The sequence below is a fragment of the Mesorhizobium sp. BE184 genome (assembly GCF_031457045.1).
Lineage (GTDB): Bacteria > Pseudomonadota > Alphaproteobacteria > Rhizobiales > Rhizobiaceae > Mesorhizobium.
Map to the genome: position 1 here is coordinate 108,397 of NZ_JAVDVU010000003.1, position 23,676 is coordinate 132,072.

General features: G+C 62.2%; 24 protein-coding genes. 8 read left to right on the forward strand and 16 right to left on the reverse strand.

The features are described 5' to 3' along the window. Positions 1–168: 168 nt before the first annotated feature. Positions 169–417 carry a hypothetical protein gene (locus tag J2X35_RS14130; protein ID WP_310186427.1) on the forward strand — a complete coding sequence of 83 codons (249 nt, stop codon included), beginning with the start codon at positions 169–171 and terminating at the stop codon, positions 415–417. 79 nt (positions 418–496) lie between these two features. On the opposite strand, the gene J2X35_RS14135 is transcribed toward J2X35_RS14130, so the two are convergent. Beyond that, positions 497–2,074 (reverse strand): alkaline phosphatase, encoded by a 1,578-nt coding sequence (locus J2X35_RS14135; protein WP_310186430.1) that lies wholly within the window; start codon positions 2,072–2,074, stop codon positions 497–499. A 119-nt stretch (positions 2,075–2,193) separates the two neighbouring features. Beyond that, a complete protein-coding gene (locus J2X35_RS14140) occupies positions 2,194–3,477 on the reverse strand; it encodes an MFS transporter (RefSeq protein ID WP_310186431.1) in 1,284 nt (427 codons plus the stop codon). Between the two features lie 71 nt (positions 3,478–3,548). Between J2X35_RS14140 and J2X35_RS14145 the strand changes: the two genes are divergently transcribed. From J2X35_RS14145 to J2X35_RS14155, 3 genes are all read left to right on the forward strand, one after another. Continuing rightward, complete coding sequence (locus J2X35_RS14145; protein WP_310186432.1) at positions 3,549–4,169, forward strand: TetR/AcrR family transcriptional regulator; 621 nt, start codon at positions 3,549–3,551, stop codon at positions 4,167–4,169. A 234-nt stretch (positions 4,170–4,403) separates the two neighbouring features. Further along, positions 4,404–6,182 carry an SLC13 family permease gene (locus J2X35_RS14150; protein ID WP_310188672.1) on the forward strand — a complete coding sequence of 593 codons (1,779 nt, stop codon included), beginning with the start codon at positions 4,404–4,406 and terminating at the stop codon, positions 6,180–6,182. Positions 6,183–6,669: 487 nt separating this feature from the next. Then, positions 6,670–7,386 (forward strand): YafY family protein, encoded by a 717-nt coding sequence (locus tag J2X35_RS14155; protein ID WP_310186434.1) that lies wholly within the window; start codon positions 6,670–6,672, stop codon positions 7,384–7,386. A 97-nt stretch (positions 7,387–7,483) separates the two neighbouring features. On the opposite strand, the gene J2X35_RS14160 is transcribed toward J2X35_RS14155, so the two are convergent. Continuing rightward, a complete protein-coding gene (locus J2X35_RS14160) occupies positions 7,484–8,179 on the reverse strand; it encodes a DUF1013 domain-containing protein (RefSeq protein WP_056112489.1) in 696 nt (231 codons plus the stop codon). Between the two features lie 346 nt (positions 8,180–8,525). On the opposite strand from J2X35_RS14160, the gene J2X35_RS14165 reads away from it, so the two are divergent. The 3 genes from J2X35_RS14165 to J2X35_RS14175 are packed head-to-tail and all read left to right on the forward strand — an operon-like array spanning position 8,526 to position 10,963. Next, the gene (locus J2X35_RS14165; protein ID WP_310186436.1) at positions 8,526–9,362 is read left to right on the forward strand and encodes a DUF1295 domain-containing protein; all 837 of its coding nucleotides are present in this window, start codon (positions 8,526–8,528) and stop codon (positions 9,360–9,362) included. Next, positions 9,359–10,390 carry a cyclopropane-fatty-acyl-phospholipid synthase family protein gene (locus J2X35_RS14170; RefSeq protein WP_310186438.1) on the forward strand — a complete coding sequence of 344 codons (1,032 nt, stop codon included), beginning with the start codon at positions 9,359–9,361 and terminating at the stop codon, positions 10,388–10,390. Before J2X35_RS14165 ends, J2X35_RS14170 begins: the two co-directional genes overlap by 4 nt. A gap of 6 nt (positions 10,391–10,396) precedes the next feature. Further along, a complete protein-coding gene (locus J2X35_RS14175; RefSeq protein ID WP_082542468.1) occupies positions 10,397–10,963 on the forward strand; it encodes a hypothetical protein in 567 nt (188 codons plus the stop codon). Here the strand turns inward: J2X35_RS14175 and J2X35_RS14180 are convergent. Beyond that, the gene (locus J2X35_RS14180; RefSeq protein WP_056116080.1) at positions 10,960–11,367 is read right to left on the reverse strand and encodes a DUF2177 family protein; all 408 of its coding nucleotides are present in this window, start codon (positions 11,365–11,367) and stop codon (positions 10,960–10,962) included. The genes J2X35_RS14175 and J2X35_RS14180 overlap by 4 nt on opposite strands. A gap of 143 nt (positions 11,368–11,510) precedes the next feature. Here J2X35_RS14180 and J2X35_RS14185 point away from each other — a divergent pair, with 143 nt between their 5' ends. Beyond that, on the forward strand, positions 11,511–11,894 hold the full coding sequence (locus J2X35_RS14185) for a DUF2147 domain-containing protein (RefSeq protein WP_082542467.1): 384 nt from the start codon (positions 11,511–11,513) through the stop codon (positions 11,892–11,894). Positions 11,895–12,331: 437 nt separating this feature from the next. On the opposite strand, the gene J2X35_RS14190 is transcribed toward J2X35_RS14185, so the two are convergent. The 12 genes from J2X35_RS14190 to J2X35_RS14245 form a co-directional block, all read right to left on the reverse strand. Beyond that, on the reverse strand, positions 12,332–13,408 hold the full coding sequence (locus J2X35_RS14190) for an extracellular solute-binding protein (protein ID WP_310186440.1): 1,077 nt from the start codon (positions 13,406–13,408) through the stop codon (positions 12,332–12,334). Between the two features lie 157 nt (positions 13,409–13,565). Next, positions 13,566–14,513, reverse strand: coding sequence for a LysR substrate-binding domain-containing protein (locus J2X35_RS14195; RefSeq protein ID WP_310186442.1), 948 nt, complete (start codon positions 14,511–14,513; stop codon positions 13,566–13,568). 62 nt (positions 14,514–14,575) lie between these two features. After that, positions 14,576–15,322 (reverse strand): citryl-CoA lyase, encoded by a 747-nt coding sequence (locus tag J2X35_RS14200; RefSeq protein WP_056112471.1) that lies wholly within the window; start codon positions 15,320–15,322, stop codon positions 14,576–14,578. Next, on the reverse strand, positions 15,319–16,377 hold the full coding sequence (locus tag J2X35_RS14205) for an ABC transporter ATP-binding protein (RefSeq protein ID WP_310186445.1): 1,059 nt from the start codon (positions 16,375–16,377) through the stop codon (positions 15,319–15,321). The genes J2X35_RS14200 and J2X35_RS14205 overlap by 4 nt, the downstream gene beginning before the upstream one ends. After that, complete coding sequence (locus tag J2X35_RS14210) at positions 16,370–18,097, reverse strand: iron ABC transporter permease (protein ID WP_310186447.1); 1,728 nt, start codon at positions 18,095–18,097, stop codon at positions 16,370–16,372. The genes J2X35_RS14205 and J2X35_RS14210 overlap by 8 nt, the downstream gene beginning before the upstream one ends. Before the next feature lie 26 nt (positions 18,098–18,123). Further along, positions 18,124–18,456, reverse strand: coding sequence for a MaoC family dehydratase (locus J2X35_RS14215; RefSeq protein WP_056112462.1), 333 nt, complete (start codon positions 18,454–18,456; stop codon positions 18,124–18,126). 10 nt (positions 18,457–18,466) lie between these two features. Continuing rightward, positions 18,467–18,919, reverse strand: coding sequence for a hypothetical protein (locus J2X35_RS14220; RefSeq protein ID WP_310186450.1), 453 nt, complete (start codon positions 18,917–18,919; stop codon positions 18,467–18,469). An 8-nt stretch (positions 18,920–18,927) separates the two neighbouring features. Further along, positions 18,928–20,109 carry a CoA transferase gene (locus J2X35_RS14225; RefSeq protein WP_310186453.1) on the reverse strand — a complete coding sequence of 394 codons (1,182 nt, stop codon included), beginning with the start codon at positions 20,107–20,109 and terminating at the stop codon, positions 18,928–18,930. Between the two features lie 237 nt (positions 20,110–20,346). Beyond that, positions 20,347–21,132: an SDR family oxidoreductase gene (locus J2X35_RS14230; protein WP_310186456.1), complete on the reverse strand. Its 786-nt coding sequence runs from the start codon at positions 21,130–21,132 to the stop codon at positions 20,347–20,349. A gap of 75 nt (positions 21,133–21,207) precedes the next feature. Continuing rightward, positions 21,208–21,543: a hypothetical protein gene (locus J2X35_RS14235; protein WP_310186459.1), complete on the reverse strand. Its 336-nt coding sequence runs from the start codon at positions 21,541–21,543 to the stop codon at positions 21,208–21,210. After that, positions 21,543–22,409, reverse strand: coding sequence for a DUF6772 family protein (locus tag J2X35_RS14240; RefSeq protein ID WP_310188676.1), 867 nt, complete (start codon positions 22,407–22,409; stop codon positions 21,543–21,545). The genes J2X35_RS14235 and J2X35_RS14240 overlap by 1 nt, the downstream gene beginning before the upstream one ends. Before the next feature lie 58 nt (positions 22,410–22,467). Then, the gene (locus J2X35_RS14245) at positions 22,468–23,613 is read right to left on the reverse strand and encodes a mandelate racemase/muconate lactonizing enzyme family protein (RefSeq protein WP_310188677.1); all 1,146 of its coding nucleotides are present in this window, start codon (positions 23,611–23,613) and stop codon (positions 22,468–22,470) included. Between the last annotated feature and the right edge of the window lie 63 nt (positions 23,614–23,676).

Genomic DNA, 23,676 nt, shown 5'->3' on the forward strand with positions numbered 1-23,676 from the left:
CGCAATTGCGAAAGGGGGCGCGCCGACACCGTATTCATGCGGATTTAATAAAATGGTCACCAAATATTAAGGGCTTGATGCGCAGGATTTCGTTAACCAATGCCGGAACCATGCCGGCCTCGGATCGTTTGGCGGACCATGATGAAAAAAACCGGATTGCATACTGGCTTGGCGGCCCTCGCGGTGTTCGCAGCCGTCGTGGCGGCGGGTACTGCTCATTCGGTCACGCGTTCCGATCTGGAATCCGAAACCGTGCTGACGGCTTCGGCGGCGGAAGAACTTTTCGCCGACGCGCCGGCCGGCGTCGATCCCATGGTGACCGGTCCAGTCAGCGTTTCTTTCAAGAAACGCCAGCGCGATGCCGGATGCGACCGGGCCGTCTGGCCGAATGTGCCGGTCGCCTGCTACCCGAACTGACCAGGCCGATCATTCCACCCGATTTTGAGCGAGAAGTGCGGATCGGGCAGTTCCCGACCCGCATTCATCTGCTTTCGCTTCAAGCCGAGCGCACAGGATCGAGCGTGATCTTGTAAAGTTCCTTGTCGTCGCGATCCATCAGGCGAACCGTCATCTGCTCCGTCTGGCCGTCCACATCGACGAGGCCGAAGAACTGCAACCCTGCGGAGGGCGGCAGGTTCTGGCCTTGCTCGGCGGTCGGCGCCTTGATGAATTTCAGCTCCGGGCCAAATGTCATGTCGAGGTCGTTCGGGCCGAAGGTGCCGGAATGGATCGGACCGGAGACGAACTCCCAGAACGGATTGAAGTCCTGGAACTGCGCCTTGTCGGGGTTGTAGTAATGCGCGGCCGTATAGTGAACGTCGGCCGTCAGCCAGACCGTATTGGTGATGCCGGCGTTCTTGATGAAGCGCAGAAGATCGGCGAATTCGAGCTCGCGGCCCTTGGCCGCGCCGTTGTCGCCATTGGCGACGGCCTCCGCGCCCTTCTTGTTGGCGCCATCGTTCCAGACGATCAGGCCGATCGGCATGTCGGCGGAAATGATCTTCCAGGTCGCCTTGGAATTGGCCAGCTCGCGCTTGAGCCATCTGGTCTGCGCTTCGCCCAGCATACGCGATTGCGGCGTCATCGTCTCTTCCATATCCGGACCGTTCGGGCCGCGATAGGAACGCATGTCGAGGAAGAACACATCGACCAGCGGCCCGTAGGCGATCTTGCGGTAGATGCGTCCCGGCTCGGCCGGCGTGTAGCGGATCGGCGCCATTTCGTGGAAGGCCCGGCCGGCGCGCGCGGCCAGCAGGGCGACCGACTTCTCCGTGTAACGGTCGTCGCCGGTCAGGTCTTTGGAACTTGACCAGTTGTTCAGAACTTCATGGTCGTCCCACTGGAAGAAGGTCGGCAGCAGGGCGTTCATGGCCAGCAGGTTCTTGTCCATGAGATTGTATTTCCACTGGCCGCGATATTCTTCGAGCGTTTCGGCGACCTTGCGCTTTTCGTCGATCAGGACGGCGTTCTTCCACTTGGTGCCGTCCTTGAGGTCGACCTCGTCCGTCATCGGGCCATCGGCATAGATCGTGTCGCCCGAATGCAGGAAGAAATCCGGCGTATGGGCCGCGATGGTGGCGTAGGTCTTCATGCCGACATCGTCGATGCCCCAGCCCTGGCCGGCGGTGTCGCCCGACCAGGCGAAACGCACCGAGCGCTTCGAAGCGGGCGCCGTGCGGAAACGGCCGACGATGGGTTCGGATACGGCGTTGACGTCGCTCAGGTCGGCCAGCGTCATGCGGTAGAAGATGTCCTGGTCGGAGGTGAGATCGGTGAGCAGACGCTTGACCGTCAGGTCGCTGTCGGGAAGCGCATCGAGCGGCGCCAGCCTTTCGGCATTGGCAAAGCTTTCGGTGGTCGAGACCTCGAACATCACCCGCGATGGGCGATCGGCGCGGGTCCAGACCATGCCCGAAGAGGCATCGACGTCTCCGGACTGGACGCCATGGGTGAATGCGGGCCGGGTGTTGGCGCGCGAATAGTAGGGAAGCGCCAGACCCGATGCGCCGACAAGCCCGGCGGCGGTGCTGGAGGCAAGGAAGGTGCGGCGTGAAATCCTGGCGACGCGGTTCATGGCTGGCTCCGTGGCTTTGAACATTACCCGCCAAACTCGGCGGGGAATGTTTCAGCCACATCTCGAAGCCATGACGTTTTGCTGACAGTCCCCACTATCCAGCCGCTTCAGCAGCCTGCCTACGCAGCCTGACCCTCGGGTTCGAAAGCCGGACGGCTGGTATTGATCAGCAACGAGATGCAGGCGGCGATGATGCCGGTCATGCCGGCGATGAGGAACGCCAGTTCGTAGTTGCCGGCAATTTCGCGCATGGTTCCGCCGAAGAAGGCGGCGGTGGCGGCGCCGACCTGATGGCCGGCGACGATCCAGCCGAAGACGAGCGGGCCGCTGCGATCGCCGAAGGCTTCGTTGGCAAGGCGCAAGGTCGGCGGCACGGTGGCGATCCAGTCCAGCCCGTAGAAAACTGCGAAGATGATGAGGCTCAGGGCCGAAAAGCCGGAATAGGGCAGGTAGATCAGCGAAAGGCCGCGTATGGCGTAATAGATGCCGAGCAGCTTGCGCGGATCGTAGCGGTCGGTCAGCCAGCCGGAAAGCGTCGTGCCGATGAGGTCGAAGATGCCCATGAGCGACAGAAGGCCGGCGGCCTGGACCTCGCCTATGCCCATATCGCCGCAGAAGGCGATCAGGTGCGTGCCCACCAGGCCGTTGGTGGTGAAGCCGCAGATGAAGAATGTCGCGAAGAGATACCAGAAGACGCGCGTGCCGGCGGCGCGGCGCAGCGTGCCCAGCGTGTGGGCAATGAAATTGCCCTGCGAGGCCGGTGAAACGGGCGGGACATCGTCGGCATCCGCGCCGAAGCGGACGAGGCCGATGGACGACGGCCGCTCGGGCACCAGAAGCCAGATCAGTGGAATGAGACAGGCCGTGGCGATGGAAATGGCCGTGGCGACAGGCCGCCAGCCGCCCGACTGCGCCAGCGCGGCGAGAAGCGGCAGGAACACCAGCAGGCCGGTGGCGGCCGAAGCCGACATCAGGCCCATGACGAGGCCGCGATTGGTCTTGAACCAGCGATTGACGATGGTGGCGCCGAGCACCGTGGCGACGGCGCCGGAACCGATGCCTGAAAAGACGCCCCAGGTCAGGACCAATTGCCATGACTGGGTCATGAACTGGCTGAGCGCGGTGGCGCCAGACATCAGCACGAAAGCCGCGATGAGGGTCTTCCGCAATCCGATGCGTTCCATCAGCGCCGCGGCGAATGGCCCGGTGAGGCCGTAGAGGAAAATGCCGACGGCGGCGGCGAAGGACACGACGCCGCGAGACCAGCCGAAACTGTTCTCCAGTGGCACCATCATGACCGCGGGCGCGGAGCGAAGGCCCGCAGCGATCAGCAGCGCCACGAAAATCACGCCGACGACGACGAAGGCATAACGCTGGCCAAAGGGGCGTGACTGGACTATCATGTTACTGACCGGTACGTTGCAAGTGGTTCTGTATAGGTACCGATCGGTAACACTGTCAAGCGGACACCTGAATGTCGATCGACAATAATATTGATCCTGCCATCAATGCCCGGAATGCGCCACGCGCCGCCGAGAAGATCCTCGACGTGGCGCGGCAGCTTTTCTACCGCAAGGGCATAAGGGCGATCGGCGTCGACGAGATCGTCAGGCAGGCCGGTGTCACCAAGCCCAGTCTCTACCGCAATTTCTCGTCCAAGGACGACCTGACGGCATCCTATCTCAAGCAATATGACAAGGAGTTCTGGGAGCGCTTCGACGAGGCGGTCGCGACGCACCCGGGCGATGCGCGCGCACAGATCCTCGCTTTCCTCACCCGCGTGGCCAAGCGTTTGCAGAAGGAAGGCTATCGCGGCTGCGGCATGACGAACGCAGCGGTGGAGTATCCCGAGCGGGGGCATCCAGCGCGAACAGTGGGCGAGGACAACAAGAAGGAATTGCGCCGCCGCCTCCGCGCAATGGCGGCGCAGATGGGTGCAAAGGACGCCGACGAACTGGGCGACGGTCTGCTGCTTCTGCTTGAAGGCGCCTATATCTCGGCGCAGCTTTTCGGCCCCGGCGGTCCTTCGAAGGCGGTGGCGCGCAACGCAGAGTTGCTTATCGCGGCCAGCGTCGAGGCAACCATATCTGAATGACCCTCTCCGTCCCGGAACCGAGGCGGAAAGGGGCTTTCATTTACATGTGAGCGTGCTGCCGGAATGGTCTTTGCTTTTTATTGCACTGCCGATTTGAGCGAACGCGCCTTGCCGTGACGGGATAAGGGCGGCACAAGAAGCCGCCATACCAAGAATCGTTCACACCGGGAATTGCGGCGCCGGCGGAACGAAGGCCGGTCTGGCGTGTTGTGGCGCCAATTGCGGGTGTTCATGCTGACGCTTCCACAAATTCTCTCCTTCTCCGTCATCGCGCTGATGATGGCGGCCTTCGTATGGGGCCGCTTCCGCTATGATCTGGTGGCCGCCGGCTCATTGCTGCTGGCGCTGGCCGTCGGCGTGGTGCCGATGGACAAGGCCTTCAGCGGCTTTAGCGACGACATTGTCATCATCGTCGGATCGGCGCTTCTGGTCAGCGCGGGCGTCGCGCGTTCCGGCATCATGGAGTTCGCCATCCAGCGGCTGGCGCCCAATGTCAGTTCAGTGCGTGCGCAGCTGGCCCTGCTGGTGATTACGGTCGCGGTGCTGTCGGCCTTTGTGAAGAACATCGGCGCGCTGGCGATCATGATCCCCATCGCGTTCCAGTTCGCCCGGCGGTCGAACGTTTCTCCCTCGGCCTTCCTGATGCCGATGGCCTTCGCCTCCCTGCTGGGAGGGCTGATGACGCAGATCGGCACCTCGCCGAACATCGTGGTGTCGCGGCTGCGCGGCGAACTTACCGGCACGCCCTTCACCATGTTCGATTTCACACCGGTCGGACTCGCGTTGACGGTGATGGGCTGCATATTCCTGATCCTGTTCTATTGGCTGGTGCCCCAGCGCGAGCGCCAGGACGTCTCGCTTCACGAAGCCCTCGACATCAAGAACTATGCCGCCGAGGCGAGGGTGACCAAGGATTCCACCGTGGTCGACAAATCGCTGGGGGAGCTTCTCAAGATCGCGGCGGGCGATACGGTCATCACTTCCATTCTCCGTTCGGAAGGGCTGCGCATCGCGCCGCTTCCGGACGCCGTGCTGCGGGTGGACGACATATTGCTGATCGAGGGCAGCCAGGATGCGCTCGACCGGCTGGTGGCGCAGTCCAAACTCAGCCTTGGAGACAACCGTAAGCCGGCCAAGCAAAATGGCGCCGGGAGCGAGATGACGGCGATCGAAGCGGTCATCGGTGAAAGCTCCAGCCTCATCGGCTGGTCGGCGCAACGGCTGCTGCTCTATGACCGGTTCAACGTCAATCTCCTGGCCGTCAGCCGCAAGGGTGAACGGCTCGACCAGCGGCTCGGCTCGATCACGCTGCGGCTTGGCGACGTCGTGGTGCTGCAAGGCAACAAGGACACGCTGCCGGAATTCCTGCGCGAGTTCAGCCTGCTGCCCCTGGTGGAAAGGCCCGTGCTGCTCGGCAGCGTGCGGCGCGGCATCGTGCCGGTGCTCATCCTGCTGGCGGCGATGGGATCGACTGCTCTCGGCCTGCTGCCGGTCCAGGTGGCTTTCTTTGCCGCAGCGGTGATGATGGTGCTGTTCAAGGTCATTCCGGTGCGCGACATTTATCGTTCGCTCGACGGACCGATCCTGGTGATGCTGGCGGCCCTGATACCGGTCAGCGACTCGTTGCGTCATACGGGAGCCACCGACGTCATTGCATCCGCGTTGGCTGAGTTCGGCCATACCTTGCCGAGCTATGGAGCGCTCGGCCTCATCCTGGTGGCAGCGATGGCGGTTACACCCTTCCTCAACAATGCCGCCACGGTGCTGGTGATGGCGCCGATCGCGGCCGGTTTCGCGCAGAACCTCGGCTACCGACCGGAGGCCTTCCTCATGGCGGTCGCCATCGGCGCGGGGTGCGATTTCCTCACCCCCATAGGCCATCAGTGCAATACGCTGGTGATGGGGCCAGGGGGCTACCGATTCTCGGACTACCCGCGGTTGGGACTGCCGCTTTCCCTGCTGGTCATCGTCGTCGCGGTGCCCTTGCTGATGATCGTCTGGCCGATGCAATAGGCGTCGGAAACGACCTCCGGCGACCTGGAAAAGGCTCCTGACGGAGGGCTGTCAGCAGCCTTGTGCGATAGTGCTCCTGTCAAATCGAGAGGAGGCTGACCATGTATGATTTTGCCATTGCGAGCGCTGTTCGCTATTTCGTCGGCCGGGTCAGGACGACCCGCCGGACCCTCCGCACAGAACGCTTTCTGAACTCATTGCCCCAGGAAATCCGCGCCGATATCGGTTGGCCGGATGTCGATGACAGCCGGCATCGGCGCAGTGCCTGAGGCGGTATCGGCTGCCATGCTTTCCAGCCCGCTGTTGGCTCTAGCGGCTCCTGACATTATGCTGTCAGGAGGATCGTGCGATAAGGTTCCCGGGCAGATGGGGCCCGCAAGCATGGAGAGCGACTGGCAATTGCCGCCAGCCATGTTCGTGCCTGGGTTCCATCACGGCGTCGTTTGGGCGCGCGGGGCTGGCAGCAGAGGCACGAGGAAACCATACGATGCGGCGCGCCGACAGGCTTTTCCAGATTGTTCAGCATCTTCGCGGCGGCCGGTTGGTCACCGCGCAGAAGCTTGGCGGGTGGCTCGAAGTTTCCGAGCGCACCATCTATCGCGACATTGCCGACCTGCAATCGACGGGCGTTCCGATCGATGGCGAGGCCGGGGTCGGCTACATGATGAGGGAAGGGTTCGACCTTCCGCCGCTGATGTTCACGCGTGACGAGATCGTCGCCCTGGTCGCCGGCGCCCGCATGGTGCGCGCCTTCGGCGGCGCGGCCATGGCGCGGGCGGCTGAAGAGGCGCTGGTAAAGATCGGCGCGGTGCTTCCCGACGCGGAGAAGGACCGTATTTCCCGCACCGAGATCCACACGCCGATGTGGGTGGTGAGCGATGCCGCGCGCGATGCGATCGACATCATCGAACGCGCCGTCGAGAAGCGGCAGGTGCTGACGATCGACTACTGCGACGAGGCGGGGCGCGGCACCGCGCGCGATGTCCGTCCGCTCGGCCTGTGGTTCTGGGGCAAGGTGTGGACGCTGGTGGCCTGGTGCGAGATGCGCGGCGATTTCCGCGCCTTCCGCATCGACCGGATCGGTTCCGTGGTTGTCACCGAGCGCATCTTCAAGCCCGAGCGCGGCAAGCAGCTTGCCGACTTCTACCGCGCCGTGGAGCGCAGCGAAGCCTACGGCATGGGGCCAACGGCGCGGGGCGCCTGACCGTCCGCCGCCACTAAAAAAGCCCGCGTATGACGCGGGCTTTTTTAATGTCTCGAAGACGGGAATCAGGTGATCTGCGTCGGCAAAAAAACGCGAATTATTCGTCCTCGCCCTCTTCGCTTCCCTTGCCCTTGAGCGCCGAAAGCTTGGCGAAGACCGCATCGGCGTCGAGCTCGTCGTCTTCCTGCTTCGGCTTGACCTCTTCAGGCGCCAGCCTTTCGGTCAGCGAAGCCGGCAGCAGCGTGTCGCCGGTCGGTTGCGGCTGTTCGCGGCCGCGCGAGGCGCGCTGGACCTCCAGGTCGAGATCGATCTGCGAGCAGAGGCCGAGCGTCACCGGGTCCATCGGTACCAGATTGGCGGCATTCCAGTGCTTGCGGTCGCGGATTTGCTCGATGGTCGACTTGGTGGTGCCGACGAGCCGCGAAATCTGCGCGTCCTTCAGTTCGGGATGGTTGCGGACCAGCCACAGAATGGCGTTGGGGCGGTCCTGCCGCTTGGAAAGCGGGGTGTAGCGCGGGCCCTTGCGCTTCGATTCCGGGACGCGCACTTTCGGATCCGACAGTTTCAGCCGGTGGTTGACGTCCTTTTCGCCCCTGGCGATCTCGTCGCGGGTAAGCTGGCCGGTCATGATCGGATCCATGCCCTTGATGCCCTGGGCCGCTTCGCCGTCGGCGATTGCCTTCACCTCAAGCGGGTGCAGCGAGCAGAACTGCGCGATCTGGTCGAAGGAAAGCGCCGTGTTGTCGACGAGCCATACGGCTGTCGCCTTGGGCATGAGCAGTGCGTTGGCCATGGAAAATATCCTCTCGTTCGCCCGCGTTCCCGCGCGGGCGGTGGTTTAGAGCCACCAAAATGGGAAATCGCGGCGTATATAACCGTTTCGGCCCTGCTTCGCAACGATTTTGGATGCGCGGGTGCAATCGGATATGAGACGCAGCCGCGTGGCCAATCCGTGTGCGGCGCTGCCGAGGGCGGTCCTTGTCGCAAGTTCCGACCTTGTTGGGAAACTTCCCACCGACGGGCCTCGTTTATTCGCCGAAAGCCGGTGATCCGAAAATGCCCTTGCCCGACCCTGGACCTCCAGCCCTGATTTTCGTTACCGGACCATGCCGGCCACGGCAGGAACGCGGTGCCTTGTCATGACGGCGGGTTTTCTCATCCTGCTGCTGGCCGTGCTTCTGTCGGCGACGATGGCGGCCGCCTGGCTCGCAGCCATCCGGACCGGACGATCGGGCTGGATCGATGCGATCTGGTCCTTCGCCGTCGGCGCCGGTGGCGTGGCTGCGGCGTTTCTGCCCCTGGAAGGCGACGCGTCAGGGACGGTTCGGCAGTGGGTGGTGGCGGCACTCGCCGGGTTCTGGTCGCTGCGGCTCGGCCTGCACATCGTGGCGCGGACGGCCGGAGGCGGCGACGATCCACGCTATGCGCAATTGCGTGCCGAGTGGGGGACGAATTTCAGGCGACGGCTTTTCTGGTTCCTGCAGATCCAGGCGGCGGCTGCTTTCCTGCTGGTCATGGCGATCCTCGCGGCCGCGCGCAATCCGGCCGCGAGCCTCGGCCCGGGCGATTGGCTGGGCATCGCGGTGCTCATCATTGCCGTTGCCGGAGAAGCGATTGCGGACCGCCAGCTGACGGCCTTCCGCGCCGGCCGCGCCAACAAGGGCCGCGTCTGCGACCGAGGTTTATGGAGCCTGACGCGGCATCCCAATTATTTCTTCGAGTGGCTCGGCTGGGTCGCTTATCCGCTCATCGCGATTGACCTGACCAATGACTACCCCTGGGGCTGGGCGGCGCTGGCCGGCCCGATCTTCATGTACTGGCTGCTGGTGCATGTGTCGGGCATCCCGCCGCTCGAAGCGCATATGCTGCGCTCGCGCGGCGAAAAGTTCCGGGAATACCAGCGACGCGTCAACGCATTCTGGCCCGGCCCGCGGCGTCGGCCGACCGAATCTACAAGCAAAGGAAAAAAGGTTTGAACATCATCGCATCCGCCGTCCGTGCCGTCGAACGCAACCCGCTGCCGGATCCGGTGACACGCTTCGGCATCGACTTTCTTGTCGGGCGCACGCGTCGCCGGCTCGCCTTGGAAGGCGCGGCGCGCGAAGACGAATTCGTCCGCGCCATGGACAGCTATTCGATAGCCGAGCACACGGAAGCCGCGAACGAGCAGCACTACGAACTGCCGCCGGAGTTCTTCGCGCTGACACTCGGTCCGCGGCGCAAATATTCGTGCTGCCTGTACGACAATGCCGGCATGACGCTGGCGCAAGCGGAGATACGGGCGCTTGAGGAGACGGTCGCTCATGCGGGGCTGGCCAACGGCCAGCGCATCCTTGAACTCGGCTGCGGCTGGGGATCGTTGTCGCTGTTCATGGCAGAGCGCTTTCCCCAGGCCGAGATCGTCGCGGTGTCCAATTCCAGCCCACAGCGCATGCATATCGAAAGCGAGGCGAAGACGCGGGGCCTTTCGAACGTCACCGTCATCACCGCCGACATGAACGCGTTCGAGCCGCAAGGGCAGTTCGACCGGATCGTCTCGGTGGAGATGTTCGAGCACATGTCCAACTGGCAGAAACTGCTGGGCCGCGTGCGTGGCTGGCTGAAGGCGGACGGAAGACTGTTCCTGCATGTGTTCAGTCATCGCAGCCAGTCCTATCGCTTCGACCACGCCGACAAGTCCGACTGGATCGCGCAGCATTTTTTCACCGGCGGCATCATGCCGAGCCATGCCTTGATCAAGCAGTTCGACGATCTTTTCGAAATCGAGAAGGAGTGGGTATGGAACGGCAAGCACTATCAGCGCACGGCTGAGGACTGGCTCGCCAACTTCGACGCCAATCTGCCGGAGATCGACCGGATATTGCGCGAGGTCTATGGCAAGGACGCAGCGTTGTGGCGCCGCCGCTGGAGGCTGTTCTACCTGGCCACGGCCGGCCTGTTCGGCCATGCGCACGGCAAGGAATGGGGCGTCAGCCACTACCGTCTCCGCGTCGCGCAGGGCTGACGCGATTTGGCCTGGCTGGGTTCCTTATGGCAGGCGCTGCGCCGCTATTGCGACGATGACGATCCGCTGGTCGCGACCGCCAATTTGGTCGCGCTGGTGGTGGCGTGGAACCAGCCGTTCTATCCGCTCTATGTCTACTGGTCGGTCAGCGATGTGGTGTGGCCGACCTTCTTCACCTTCCTGTCGACGCCGCTCTTCGCCGCCGTGCCCGCCGTCAGCCGACTGAACCGCACCGCAGGCCGGGCGCTGCTGCCGCTGACAGGCATTGCCAACACGATGCTGAGCGCCAAGGCCTTCGGCACGGCTTCGGGCGTGGAAATCTTCCTCATTCCCATCGTGCTGCTGGCGGTGGTTCTGTTTCGTCCGGCCGAACGCATTTTCGGCCTGGCGATCTCGCTTCTGGCGCTCATCGTGTTCATGGGACTGCACGGCCGATACGGTGCACCTTTCCATCTCTACAGCGCGGAAGAATATGCGGGCTTCCTGACGCTCAACGCCGTTAGCGCCGGAACGCTGACGATGTTCGTCGGACTGCTGCTAGCCGGCCTGCTGGCGGACAGGGCCAAAGGCTAGGTGCCGACCACCCTGATGGATATGACGTAGCCCAATGTGGCTGCGGCGGCGGTCAGCACGGTGCCCCAGCATAGATCGACGATAGTGATGGCGACCGGCCAGTTCCTCAACGTCGCCTGGTTGGTGAGGTCGTAGGTGGCATAGGCGCAAAAGCCGAAGGCGGCGCCGTAGAGCGCAGCCGTCGTCCAGCGGCCGCTTCCGAAGGCCGGCTGGATGGCGAAGAAGACGATGGCGGCAATGTAGATCAGATAGAACAGGATGGCGGGAGCAGGGCGGAATCCATCCATCAGGAGGTCGCCCAGCAGCGGTCTGTACAAACGGCTCGCGGTCAGCGTCAGCCAGACGGAATCGATGGCGAGAAAAACGATCGCCGTGGCAAAGTAGGCCGTCCCGTACAGTTTCATCATCGATTCGTCCCTTCATTGCTCCGTATCCATGCAGAAACGGCCGGCGTTGCTTGCGGGTTTCACCGTGCGCCCGCCACCGAAACTTACAGCCAACGAATCCCGTTCCTCCGTCGTTGTTTGCTGCCATCGGGAGAATGTTGATGAGAAAGCGGTGCCTGACTGCCGGGTTGATGTTCGTGTTCGTGTTCGGTGGCGTGGCGCAGGCCGCATCTCCCGACCCGAGCGGCGTGTGGATGCGCGGCGACGGCAATGCGCGCGTGAAGATAGCGCCATGCGGTGATTCCGTTTGCGCAACGAACCTTTGGATCAAGGACACAAGCGGCGGCGAGGAAGTCGGCGACAAGCTGGTCATGAAAGTCAAGCCTGAGTCCGACGACACGCTGTCGGGCAGCGCCTACGACGTCAAGCGCAAGCGCACTTATTCGATCACCATCAAGGTTGCCAAGGCGAATTTGGTGACCAGAGGCTGCATCGCCGGCGGCCTTCTGTGCAAGGACGTGAGCTGGTCTCGCGCCGGCGAATAGCGGTAGGAGAGGTGATCTCACTCTTCCGCGATCCTGCACCAGAAAGCCGCTGGCCTGCCGGATGATGTAGTATTGGTCCCGTGATACGTCCACGCCGGGATTGGCTGCCACATCCGGACGATGCCGTCGCTGATGATTTCTGACGTCCCCTGCGACGATGAACAGTTTTGCCAATGCACAGAACCTGGCGAAGAGCTGCGCCTGACGGCTTCGTGGCGCAGGTCGTGTTCGCGAGCCTGGCAAAAATGCAAGTCAACACAGGGTGCGCCGCAGCCGTTATCGCATCGGGCTGGGGCACCACTATTCACCTCATGAAGGCGGGTTCAGTTTCCTGCGGGAGGTTCGGCAAAACGGCCTATTGGTGGCTGTGGGCTCAGCGCGAAGCCAGTTCGCCTAAGCCCATTTTTGATGCGAAAATCTGCAAGCCGCCCCGTCGTCTATTCTCCCGCCAACTGATGGAACTTCGCGCGGAAATCCTTCATTTCCTCATCGACACGCGGCTCCCATTTGTAGAGCGCGACGCTTTTGGCGCTGTCGCCGCCGGCGACGATGTTGTTGTAGTGGCGCGAAACCTTGCCTTCCGCCGCGGGCGAATAAGGGGTCAGGCCTGCTTTGCCCAGCGCCACTTGTCCTTCCGCAGATGTCAGGAAGTTGACGAGCAGCTTGGCGCCGTCATGGCTGGAGCCCTTGGCCATAACCGCCATTTCACGCAGCAGTACCGGTGTGCCGTCATTGGGATAGACGATACCGAGGACGTCGCGCGTAGCGTCGTCGGGCAACGGCACCAGCGCTTCGGGAAGCATGTAGCCGACGACATATTCGCCGGTCAGCGTTTTGTTGACCACGACACCGGCAGCCTGCTCGAAGCGTAGCTCCGGGGCGAGGACGGTTTCATTGGCCCAAAAGGCGTCGGAACCGAAATGCTCTTTCAATGTCCAGTAGACCGAATAGGCGAAAGGCGAGACCTGCGGATTGTAGCTGCCGATCTTGTCGGCAAAGGCTTCGGGATGAGCCTTCACTTTCTCAACCAGGTCGCCGGTGCCCTTCGGCCATAGATCCTCTGGCAGGACGAGCTTGTTGAAAATGACTACCTGGCTGTCGGTCGACAGCGTATAGCGCCCATCAGCCGTATAGGAGAAAGAGGGTAACTGGCCGATATCGGAAACTTCGAAAGGCACGACGTCCTTGGAATCGACCAGCGCTTTCCACTGGTCCGGCCCGACGGCCAGGAGAACGTCGGCTGTCTTGGTTCCGGACGCGCTTTCGGCCCGGTAGCGCTCGAAGGTTTCGGCATGGCTGCCGGTGCGCACCGGCGTCACCTTGACGTCTGGGTACTTCGCGTTGAAGGCGTCCAGCAGGACCTTCCAGTTCTCAGGCGTCAGGGTCGTATAGGCCAGGACAGGGCCTTCTGCCTTTGCCGCCTGCTCGATGGCGGCCCAGTCTTCGGCAGCGGCAGCGGGACTTGCTGCAAGGACGGCCGAAAGGACCAGTCCCTTGATGAATTGGTATGACATGATTTTCCTCCCATTTGCCGATGCCGAGGGCAGACCTTCAGACGATGCCGGGATGATCGCCGGCGCCATTCTTAAGGCCATTCACGCTGGACTTGTCAGCGATGACACTGTCGGCACCCCAGGATACTGCGACAAGCGATAAAATTCGTCTCATACTTCAGGAAATTCGATCCATAAATGCCGCCTCGCGCAAGCCAAGCTGCTCGCGGACGTGCCTTTCCGAGATGGCGCCCTGTTCGGCCATCCAGTTGCAAAATCGCTGCACCGCGCCTTGTCTGCCCGGCGTACGGGGAAAGATCGCGTGGTAGTGGTTTGCGCGTCCGGATGCGAAGCGGAACGGGAGAGACAATTGTCCGGACAAGACTTCGTCGATGATGACCGCCGCTGGAACGATGGCGAAACCCAGGCCGTTCACCGCAGCTTGGACGACGAAATACATTTCCTCGAAACTGAGCGCCTGTGCCGACGGCGCTGTCTTGACGCCGGCTTCCGCCAGCCACTCCGACCATGCCCCCGGAGATGTGCGCGCGTGCAGCAATGTCTGGCTGAGCAAGGATGCGGGATCCTTCGGATCGATCTTTTCCAGAAGCGACGGATGGCAGACCGGCAACCGCATCTCATTGAGAATCTTCCGGTTGACCAGGCCGGAAATCTCCGTTGGCACGCGCCGTATCGCGAGGTCATAGCCGCCAGCTGCGAAATCCACCGGCCGGATCGACGTGGTGACCGAAACATCGACGCCCGGGTTGGCGCGAAGGAAGTCAGAGAGCCGAGGGATCAGCCACCGCATCGTGAAAGTCGGTGGGGCATTGACCGAGATCTGGGTTGCCGCACGTTGTCTTTGCGTGATCGCCGCCGCGGCCATTGCGATGCGACTGAGCGCGGGCGAGACCTCGGCGAAAAGGGCAGCTCCTTCAGGCGTCAGCGCGACCTGGCGGATGAGGCGCCGAAAAAGCGTCACGCCCAATCGGCCTTCGAGCAGGCTGATGTGGCGTGAAATCGCACTGTCGGTGACGCTCAATTCCTCGGCCGCGTGCTTGAAGCTCAGGTGCCGGGCGGCAGCCTCAAAGGCGCGCAGGGAATTGAGCGGAGGAAGTTGGGGCACCGGGCACGTTCGGTTGATAAAATCTGACCCGGATATAGCACCTTTGCGCGGCCCGGACCAGTTTACTCCGCCGAATAGGGAACGGCCGATTTCGCCGCCCTTACGATGGATCGTGCAGAGTGGGTCCGGGCTTCTTCCAACACATGCCCGACAAGTCCGGCGGAACGGGAAACAAGCGCGATGCCGCGCGCCACATCCGCATCAATGCCGATCTCCAGCAGGATGGCGGCTATGGCTCCGGTGGCGTTGATGGTGATGTGCCGTCCCGATTGCCGGTCGAGTTCGCGACCGAACTCAAGCAGGAGGTCGATGTAGCGACCGGAAAGTCCTTCCTCCTTGGCAAGAGCAAGCAGCGGCAGTGTGCGCGGGTCGTCGGGCTTGTGGTTGGCATGGCCGAACCCGTGCAGAGGCCGGCGTTCGGCAACGTGCGACGCCACCACTTCGCGGATGTGACCCTGCGCATCTCCCGCCTCGGCCGCCGTCACCAGAAGCTTTGCGCAGCCTTCCATGGTTCCGGCATAGACGCCGCCGACCGTCAAAAGGCCCGCGGCGACCGCCGACTGCATCTCGCCGGGAACCGCATCCGCCACCAACCGCGATGCGATGGCGCCAGGCGTAAAGCCGTGCTCGGCCAAAGTCACCAGGCAAGCGTCAAGCAACCTCACCTGCGCCGGCTCGGCGTAGCGTCCTGTCATCAGCAGGTAGGTCATTGCCGTGAAACTGATCTTGCCGATCAGATCCTCGACGAGATCCGCTCCCAACACGGTGATGCTTGTGGCGTTCGAGGTGGCGATCCGGGTGGTTGTCATTGATTGGCCTCGAAAACGAAAGCGACGTCCTTGCTGAAACCGACAGCGACCTGGCCCTCCAGGGAGAGTTCAGTGGATTCGAACCGTAAATCCTGGTCGCAGAGCCTGGCATGGTAGATGCAGCGCGGCCCCAGGAAATCCTTGGCGACGATCTTTACCGAAACCGCGTTGTCGCTGCTTTCGCCAGGACGGACAGGCGATAAATCTTCCGGCCGCAACGCCACGACGACCTCGCTCCCGGGGGGGAGGGCGGTCGATGCGCGAATGGATGCGCCACCATGCAGGATTATCTTGCCGGGTGCCTCGACACGGCCTTTCAGAAAATTCGCCGAGCCGACAAAATCCGCCACGAAGGGCGCTTTCGGGTTCCGGTAGATTTCAAGCGGTGTGCCGGCTTGCACCAGCCGGCCTCCCGACATCACGGCTATTCGATCGGACAGCGCCAAGGCTTCGGATTGGTCGTGGGTGACGAAAATCGTCGTGACTTTCAGCCGCCGCTGCAGCGCCTTGAGCCACATGCGCGCGCGCTCGCGCAATTTCGCATCGACGTTGGAAAGCGGCTCGTCGAGAAGCAGCAGAATGGGTTCGTAGACCAGTGTCCGCGCAAGGGCGACACGCTGCTGCTGTCCGCCCGACAGTTCATGCGGGTAGCGATCTTCAAAGCCGCCCATCTCCACGAGCCCGAGATATTCCTGCGTTCTTGCCTTGCGTTCCGCCTTGGACACTTTCCGAATCTCGAGCGGCAGCCCGACATTCTGCGCGACAGTCATATGTGGCCAAAGCGCGTAGCTTTGCAGAACCAGCCCGAGATTGCGCTGCTCGGCAGGCACGAAACGGCAGGTCGATGCATCCGCAACGATCTTGCCGTCAATCTCGATCTGTCCAGCCGTCGGATTGTCGAGCCCGGCGATCAGCGCCAGCGTCGTCGATTTGCCGCAACCCGAGGGGCCCAGAAGCGAGACGAACTCACCATCCCTGACCGTCAGGTCGAGGTCCTTGAGCGCGTTGAAGCCACCATATTTGCGGCTGATGGAAATCAGGTTGAGATCAGCCATGCATGGATACTCCGGTCAGTCGGCGAAGGCCGACAACAAAAACCATGGTCAGCACGAGCTGGATGGTCGCCATGGCCGCCGCCGGCCCGGTTTGCCCGGACAGGAACATCTGCAACATGGTCGTGCCCATTACTTCGCTACCGGGCGCAACAAGAAAAACGCCGGTGGAATAGTCCTTGAAGAAATAAACGAACAGCAGGGCGTAGCTCGACATCATGGCTGGCAGCAGCAGCGGGATGACGACACGCCGCGCGGTAAACCACCAATCGGCACCGATGGCGCGCGCCGAGCGGTCAAGCTGAGGATCGATTTTCATGATCGCGGTCGCTACCGCTCCGTAGCCTAACGGGATGTAGCGCATGGCAAAGGCGATCATGAGCAGGAAGATCGTCTGGCGCATCCAGCCGAGCGGCGTGATCAGCACCGTTACGTAGAAGATGCCGATGCCGGCTATCATTCCCGGAACTGCGCGGGGCAGCAGCGAGATGATGTCCAGTTCGCGGCCGAAGCGAAACTTCGAACGATGCGCCACAAGGGCCAGCAGGGTGACGATCACCGTCGTGATTGCTCCGCCGACCACGGAGATGACGACGGAATTGAAGATCGCGCGTCGGTAAGTCGCCGTCGTGAAGACTGTTTCAAAATTCGCCAGGGTCATCACCTTGGACAACGGCACCAGCGGGGTCAGGATCTTGGCGAAAGCATATCCAACCACGCCCGCAAGCGGCAGCAGGACAAACAGCAGGAGATAGGCGCACATGATCGCCGCGGCGGGCCATTTCCAGCGTCCGAGCGCGAATTGTCTCGGCCGTTGCGCCTTGCCTCCGATGGTGACGAAGCGTTGCGGGTTCTTCAGGATCGAACGCTGGACGATGACCAGCACGAGGACGAGAATGACCAGAAGCGTCGCCGCCGAGGCGACCAGCCCGTAGTCCGGGGTGCCGACCGATATCGAGCGTTCATAGATATAGGACATCAGCAGTTCGATTTTGGCCGGCCGGCCGAAGACGAGCGGTATGGATACAGCCTCGAGCATCATGACGAAGTTCAGGATGCCGGACACCAGCAACGCCGGCCTCAGCAGAGGCAACGTGATACGCCGAAATATCTGCATGGGCCGTAGCCCGGCAGCGCGCGCCGAATCCTCAAGCGTCGGGTCCGAAGAGCGCAATGAGCCGAGGCAATATAGAAACGCTATGGGCACTTGAGTAACAGCGGCGACGAGCGCCATTCCGGCAATAGTGTAAAGCGACCAGAATTCCGTGCCGATGTGCTGCTTCCACAGCATGGTGAAATATCCGGCAGGACCGTAGACGATCGACCAGCCCGTCGTGATGACAAGATGCGATATGAAGACAGGCCAGATGACGATGGTTCCGATCATACCACGCAGCGCCATGTCGGTGCGTCCGACCAGGACAGCGGCAACGGCGCCGATCGCCTGGGCCAGGACTGTTCCCCCCACCGCGAAAAGCAGCGAATTCACCAGCGCCGACCCGAAAGCCGGGTCGGTCAGGAGCTTGTGGAAATTGGCCAGCGTAGCCGTGTTATCGGCGGCGTAGAGCGCGTTGGCCGAGAACGACTGCATGAGAAGCGGTACGACCGGCGCGAGGATAAGGAACACCACCACCAGCGCAACCGCCCATTGGATGGCTCCTTCCGGCCGCCACCACCAGCGGTTCGCCTGCATGGCAGGCGAACTTGCCCTGTTTGCTCCCACTATGTCGCTCCTCCCAGACACGCGATCTAGCCGCGCAGGCCGATTTTTCCCACCAGCGCTTCGCCATCCTCCACTGACGCAACGAGCGAACCGTCGTCGATGACGATGTCCACCGTATCGCCGGGAATAACTGGACCGCGGAAGCGGACGTCGATTTCACCCTTGTAGAAGAAATCCTTACCCCACTTCCGGCAGGCCATGTCGATGGCATAGCCGGAAACCATCAGGCCGTGCGCGATCGGCCCCTTGAAGCCGCGGCTCACAGCATAGTCATGATCGTAATGAATGATGTCGTTGTCGCCGTTGATGACGCCATAGCGGTCAATCATCTCCTGCGTGATCGGATATTTCTTGTTCATGCCGATGTCCTCAGTTCGGGAATGTCGAGGTGTTGACCGCCTCGGCGATTTTCTGGCCGTTGTCAGCGCGATGGAATACAGCCGAATAACGGATGTAGTTCCGCCCCTTCTTGGTGAACTTCTCTTCGACCTGGCCGGTGCCGACGATGTCGGTATCCTCATCGGCCCAGATCGGGCTGAAGAAAGCCATGCGGTTGCCGGCCATGATGCCGCCTTGCGCCGGAGGATAGCGGCGGTAGAAAACCGACATCAGGTAGACAAACAGAACTGAGGGCAACGCCGCGCGCTTGCCGTCGATTTCGAACCCTCGCGGGTCAGACTCGACCGCCCTTGCATATTCGGCGACGATGTCCGGCGTAATGGTGAAGCGTGTCTCGGGAAGCTTGGCGCCGATCTCGAAATCGTCGAATTTGCTGCCCGGAAGATCTCCTTCCCGGGGCTTGATGTCGCTCGGTCGGGTCATTTTTCCTCCTACTTGATGGCTTGGGATTTTATCAATTCGTCGATGGTTGCATCGTCGTAGCCGCACAGGTCGCGCAGCAGGTCGCGACCGTCCGCACCATGTGCGGGCGGATAGCCGAGAACCTTGCTGTCTTCATATTTGAACGGGTTGCCGAGGAAGCGAGTCGAAACGCCCGTGTCCGGCTTCTCGACTTCTTCGACCATATTGCGCAGGCGCGCGACGGGCTGCGAGACCGCCTCATCGACGCGATGAACGATGGCGGCTGGCACGCGTTCTGCAAAGAACAGGCTGGCCCAATGCGTCGCCGGTTTCGTCTCGAAGATTGCGCCGAGAATTTCCGAAAGTTTCAGTCCGTTCTCTATGCGCGCCTGACGGGTGGCATAGAGCGGATCTGTCACCAGGTCGGGTCGGCCGAGGATTTCGCAGAAATTGCGCCAGAAATTGTCACCTGTCGGGGACACCGCAAGATGCCGACCGTCTGCGCAGCGATAGACCTCGCTTGGCGCAAGGACGGGATTGCGCGACCCGCGCGCCACCGGTATTTCGCCGGAAGCGAAATAGTTCTGCGCCTGCCACGTCAACAGCGATACCTGGCAGTCGAGCAGCGAGATCTGCACCTTGCGCCCCTTGCCATCACGCTGCGCAGCGGCAAGCGTTGCAGTGAGCCCGAGCGCCAGGTAGAGACCGCCGGAAAGATCGCCGATCTGGTAGCCGACGCGGGCGGGCTCACCGCCCTCCGCGCCGGTGATGCTCATGACGCCGCCCATGGCCTGCACGATCAGATCGTAGGCAGGAGCCCGGGAGTATTCGCCCTCGTCGTGCAAGCCGATGAGTTCGGCCACGCAGATCCGGGGATTTATGGCCAACAGGCTTTCGTGGTCAATTCCGAGCCGCTTCGGCACGTCGGGTGCGAAGCCGTAGATGACTGCGTCGGACGTAGCGACCAGTTTCTCGAAGGCATGGCGTCCGCCTTCGCTCTTGAGGTCGAGCGCGATGGATTTCTTGCCGCGGTTGACGGAAAGATAATAGGCGGAATCACCTTGGATCCAATGCGGCGGCACGGCCCGGGACAAATCACCTGACAGGGTCTCGATCTTGATCACATCGGCGCCGAGTTGGGCCATCAGCTGTCCCGCGAACGGTCCGCCGAGAACCCAGGTCAAATCCAGGACACGAAGCCCTTCCAGCATCAAACCTCCCCGGCACGCCAATCAATCGGAGCGCGCCTGCATTTCAACTGCTCCTAGTCGATAGGGGTTGAGGGGAGGCCTGACAAACGTCGATATGAGACTTATGCATTAGTTTTTATCAAGCATGGAAGCGTCGCTCCATGCTTGATATTGGCGGCGAACGCCGCATCGCCGGCTCAAAACAGAAAGCCAAATTCAGCTCGGCAGCCCGTCCAAAATCAGGGCACGCTTTATCCTCTATCGGAACATCGAGCCTCCATCGACGTCGAGGGCCGCGCCGTAGACGAAGCCTGCGGCACCCGAGCAGAGGAACAGGATCGCCGCCGCCATGTCCTGCGGCGTGCCCATGCGGCGCATCGGCAAATTGGCGGCGATGCGGTCTTTCAAGGCCTGGTCTATGTGCGAGTGCATCGGTGAATCGGTTGGCCCCGGGTTAAGAGCGTTGATACGCACCTTCTTGCCGGCCATTTCGCGGGCGACGGATTTCACCAGCGACAAGGTGCCGGCCTTCGACGCGGCATAGGCCGTATCGGCAATCAAGCCGCCGCCGCCATGGACGCCGGCGTCGGAGGCCACGCAGACGATGTTGCCACCGTCCGGATTGGCCTGCATGCGCTGCACCGCGCCCTGAACGGTGAAGAAGGTGCCCAGCAAGTTGACCCCCAGGACGCGTTGCCAGTGCGCCCAATCCTGCTCGGGTATTCTTTTGGCGGTGATGATGGCGGCGCAGGTCACGACATTGTCCAGCCGCGCCAGATTGGCGTCGCAATAGTCGAGCATCTGCTTGATGCTGTCGGGATCGCCCATGTCGACGACGACGGTATGCGCCTTTGCGCCGCCGTCCTTCAACTCGGCATGACGCTTCTTGAGGCCTTCCGCATCACGGTCGCACATCACGACCTCGGCTCCCTTGGAAAGGAACGCCCGAGCCGTCTCGAACCCCATGCCGCTCGCCGCGCCAGTGACCAGAACGGTCCTGCCGGCAAAGCTGTCGTCGGAAAACGTGGCGTAGATATCAGTCATGATTTCTCTCTGGAAAGTCTAAATGGAACTCGCGCAGGCGAACCCGCCCTCGGGAAGAAGAATTCAGCAGGTGAGTCAGGCCTTCAGATGCAGGGTCACCAGCACGGTGCATTCCGCGCCATTTTCGAAGCGGGCGGCGATGCGCAGCCAGTTTCCGAACCGTGTCAGCCGCGCTGCCGCCAGGCCGTCCCGTTCGCCCGGCAGTTCGAACTCCGTGCCCTCGCGCAGCCAGTGCATGCCGTCCGGAGAGATTTCGACCCAAGCCTTGGCGGGGGGGCCGACAGGTTGCTTGAGCGCACGCACGAAAAAGATCGCCTCGCGCGCCCATCCCGCCTCGTAAGGCTCGCTGGCCGCCTCGCCGCTCCAGCGTTCGTTTCGGGAGACGATGGCCGTGATGTTTTCCGGCAGCATCAGAAGTCTCCCGAGATGCAGATCGAATCGACGTAGAGGAAGGCGCGCTTGGCCACATCGGTTTCCGCAAACAGGCAGAAATTGAGCATGCACCACAGGTTTTTCATTGCCGGAATACGGATGGATTCGAACCCCGAAAGATCGAAGCTGCGGTCATTGCAGCGCAGCCCGAGCGCCGTCATCGACTCCAGATCGAAATCGAAGCACAGATACGTCCAGTTCACCTTGGTCGGTATCTCGTTGTAGCAGAGGCGCTGGGCGCCTCCCGGAAGGTCGAGCCAGCCCTCGGGGGCGAGATGGTAGTGGCTGATCGTCTTGTTGTCGGTTCCAATCGGAATGATCCGCTCGGTCTCCGGCTTATATTGCCATTTCTGCAGATGCTGGCCGTCGAGCGCGTTCAGGAACCGCAGATGCGGCATGACGCGATCCCCGCTGGCGTCGCCGTCGCCGCCCTGCAGGTCGAAGAGGAAGCCGATCGAGCGCACGTCGGTCTCCGACAGTTTCAGCTCGGTGGCTTCCGGCTTGAAGGTGAAATACATTTCGAAGCGGATTGGCCCGCGCTTCCTGAAAGTATGGCGCTTGATGGCGACGTTGCGGGCGCCCGCCACCGGACGTGTCGCGATTTTCAAGGCATAGGACGAATCCATCCCGCCATGCGAGCCGGCGTCCCAATGGCCGAGCGTCGACAGCATGGCGCTGGTATGCTGGGCGTAACCCGGCAACATCGTGTCCAGGTCGTCCTCGTAGTTGCCGACAAGCTGCGACCAGCCGCAGTGACCGCGCGCGAAATTGTCGAACGATAGAATCCGCGGCAGTGGGTCAAATCGGCTAAGCGCCGGATCGGCGCGCAAAAGCGCCAGCCGCATCGCTTCGGTCAAACTGTCCGGTTGCAGGGATTCTTGGCTTTTCATGTGATCGTGGATCTCATTCGGCTTTCAGTTTTTTGACGGCATCCCAGTCGATCTCGATGCCGAGGCCCGGCCGGTCCGGCACATCGAGCGTGCCGTTCTTCTGCCGGCGGCATCCTGGCGCGATGTCGGCAAGCTGCGTCTTGAACGGACTGGCGTCGCACTCGCACTCCATGACGCCGAAGTTCGGCATCGCGGCCGCCAGATGGACGCTGGCCGTCTCGCAGATAATGCCCGACATGCCGATGTGCGGCGCGTAGCGGATGTCGTGCGCGGCGGCATAGTCGGCCATGCGCCGCGTTTCGGTAATGCCGCCGGCGCGCGCGACATCCGGCTGCAGCACGGAAAGCGTCCGGTTGGCGATCAGGCGTTGCGCCTGGTCGAGGGTGAAGTTGCTTTCGCCCGCGGCCAGCGGCACGTCGCAACGCCGGCGCAACTCCTCATAGCCCTGCTCGTTTTCCGGCTGAAGCGGCTCCTCGAACCAGAAATAGCCGTTGGCCGAAAGCGCCCGGCCGACTTCGACTGCTTCATCGAGATTGTAGGCCCAGTTGGCGTCCACGCAGAGGCCGACGGCGTCTCCGGCGCGTTTGCGGATACGCTCGATGCGCCTGCACGCGTCGCGCACAGGGCGCGCCATCTTCACCTTGATGCGCGGAAAACCTTCCTCGATATAGCGGTCAAGCTCGGCGTCGGCCGTCTTGTCGTCGACCCAGTTGACCGCCGCAGCATAAACATCGATCCGCTCGCGGCCGACGCCGCCCAGGAGCTTGGCGACCGGCTGCCCTGTCGCTTTGCCGAGGATGTCCCAAAGGGCGATGTCGACGCCGGCAATGGCCTCGATCAGCATCCCGCCCGCGCGGCCGGAAAGTGCGCGCCGCATCGATTGCCATAGTGCCCCGATGTTGCGCGCATCCTGGCCGATCAGGCGTGGTCTGAGCGAGCTTTCGATCAATTCCACATAGGCCTTGGGCGAAAACCGCGCCAGCGTTTCACCGGCGCCGACGATGCCGTCCGCCGTGCGCACTTCTACCAGGACCAGCGACACCTTGGTGTATGCGCCCCATGAGGTGACGGTCGGCTTTGGCAAGGTCTGGCTGAGGGGGTGAGCGATCACCTCGGTAATTTTCAGCGGTCCCGCCACGATTGGGTCGCTCCCGTGCATCGGCTTCATACTTCCTTCCGTCGCCTCTGACGGCTGTCGTAACCGGTACTATTCAACTTAGCA

Excerpts from the sequence above, each read along its gene's own strand:
- J2X35_RS14135 (WP_310186430.1), bottom strand. The coding sequence starts at position 2,074 with ATGAACCGCGTCGCCAGGATTTCACGCCGCACCTTCCTTGCCTCCAGC.
- J2X35_RS14140 (WP_310186431.1), bottom strand. The coding sequence starts at position 3,477 with ATGATAGTCCAGTCACGCCCCTTTGGCCAGCGTTATGCCTTCGTCGTC.
- J2X35_RS14145 (WP_310186432.1), top strand. The coding sequence starts at position 3,549 with ATGTCGATCGACAATAATATTGATCCTGCCATCAATGCCCGGAATGCG.
- J2X35_RS14155 (WP_310186434.1), top strand. The coding sequence starts at position 6,670 with ATGCGGCGCGCCGACAGGCTTTTCCAGATTGTTCAGCATCTTCGCGGC.
- J2X35_RS14160 (WP_056112489.1), bottom strand. The coding sequence starts at position 8,179 with ATGGCCAACGCACTGCTCATGCCCAAGGCGACAGCCGTATGGCTCGTC.
- J2X35_RS14165 (WP_310186436.1), top strand. The coding sequence starts at position 8,526 with ATGACGGCGGGTTTTCTCATCCTGCTGCTGGCCGTGCTTCTGTCGGCG.
- J2X35_RS14180 (WP_056116080.1), bottom strand. The coding sequence starts at position 11,367 with ATGAAACTGTACGGGACGGCCTACTTTGCCACGGCGATCGTTTTTCTC.
- J2X35_RS14185 (WP_082542467.1), top strand. The coding sequence starts at position 11,511 with ATGAGAAAGCGGTGCCTGACTGCCGGGTTGATGTTCGTGTTCGTGTTC.
- J2X35_RS14190 (WP_310186440.1), bottom strand. The coding sequence starts at position 13,408 with ATGTCATACCAATTCATCAAGGGACTGGTCCTTTCGGCCGTCCTTGCA.
- J2X35_RS14200 (WP_056112471.1), bottom strand. The coding sequence starts at position 15,322 with ATGACAACCACCCGGATCGCCACCTCGAACGCCACAAGCATCACCGTG.
- J2X35_RS14205 (WP_310186445.1), bottom strand. The coding sequence starts at position 16,377 with ATGGCTGATCTCAACCTGATTTCCATCAGCCGCAAATATGGTGGCTTC.
- J2X35_RS14215 (WP_056112462.1), bottom strand. The coding sequence starts at position 18,456 with ATGAACAAGAAATATCCGATCACGCAGGAGATGATTGACCGCTATGGC.
- J2X35_RS14220 (WP_310186450.1), bottom strand. The coding sequence starts at position 18,919 with ATGACCCGACCGAGCGACATCAAGCCCCGGGAAGGAGATCTTCCGGGC.
- J2X35_RS14225 (WP_310186453.1), bottom strand. The coding sequence starts at position 20,109 with ATGCTGGAAGGGCTTCGTGTCCTGGATTTGACCTGGGTTCTCGGCGGA.
- J2X35_RS14230 (WP_310186456.1), bottom strand. The coding sequence starts at position 21,132 with ATGACTGATATCTACGCCACGTTTTCCGACGACAGCTTTGCCGGCAGG.
- J2X35_RS14235 (WP_310186459.1), bottom strand. The coding sequence starts at position 21,543 with ATGCTGCCGGAAAACATCACGGCCATCGTCTCCCGAAACGAACGCTGG.
- J2X35_RS14240 (WP_310188676.1), bottom strand. The coding sequence starts at position 22,409 with ATGCGGCTGGCGCTTTTGCGCGCCGATCCGGCGCTTAGCCGATTTGAC.
- J2X35_RS14245 (WP_310188677.1), bottom strand. The coding sequence starts at position 23,613 with ATGCACGGGAGCGACCCAATCGTGGCGGGACCGCTGAAAATTACCGAG.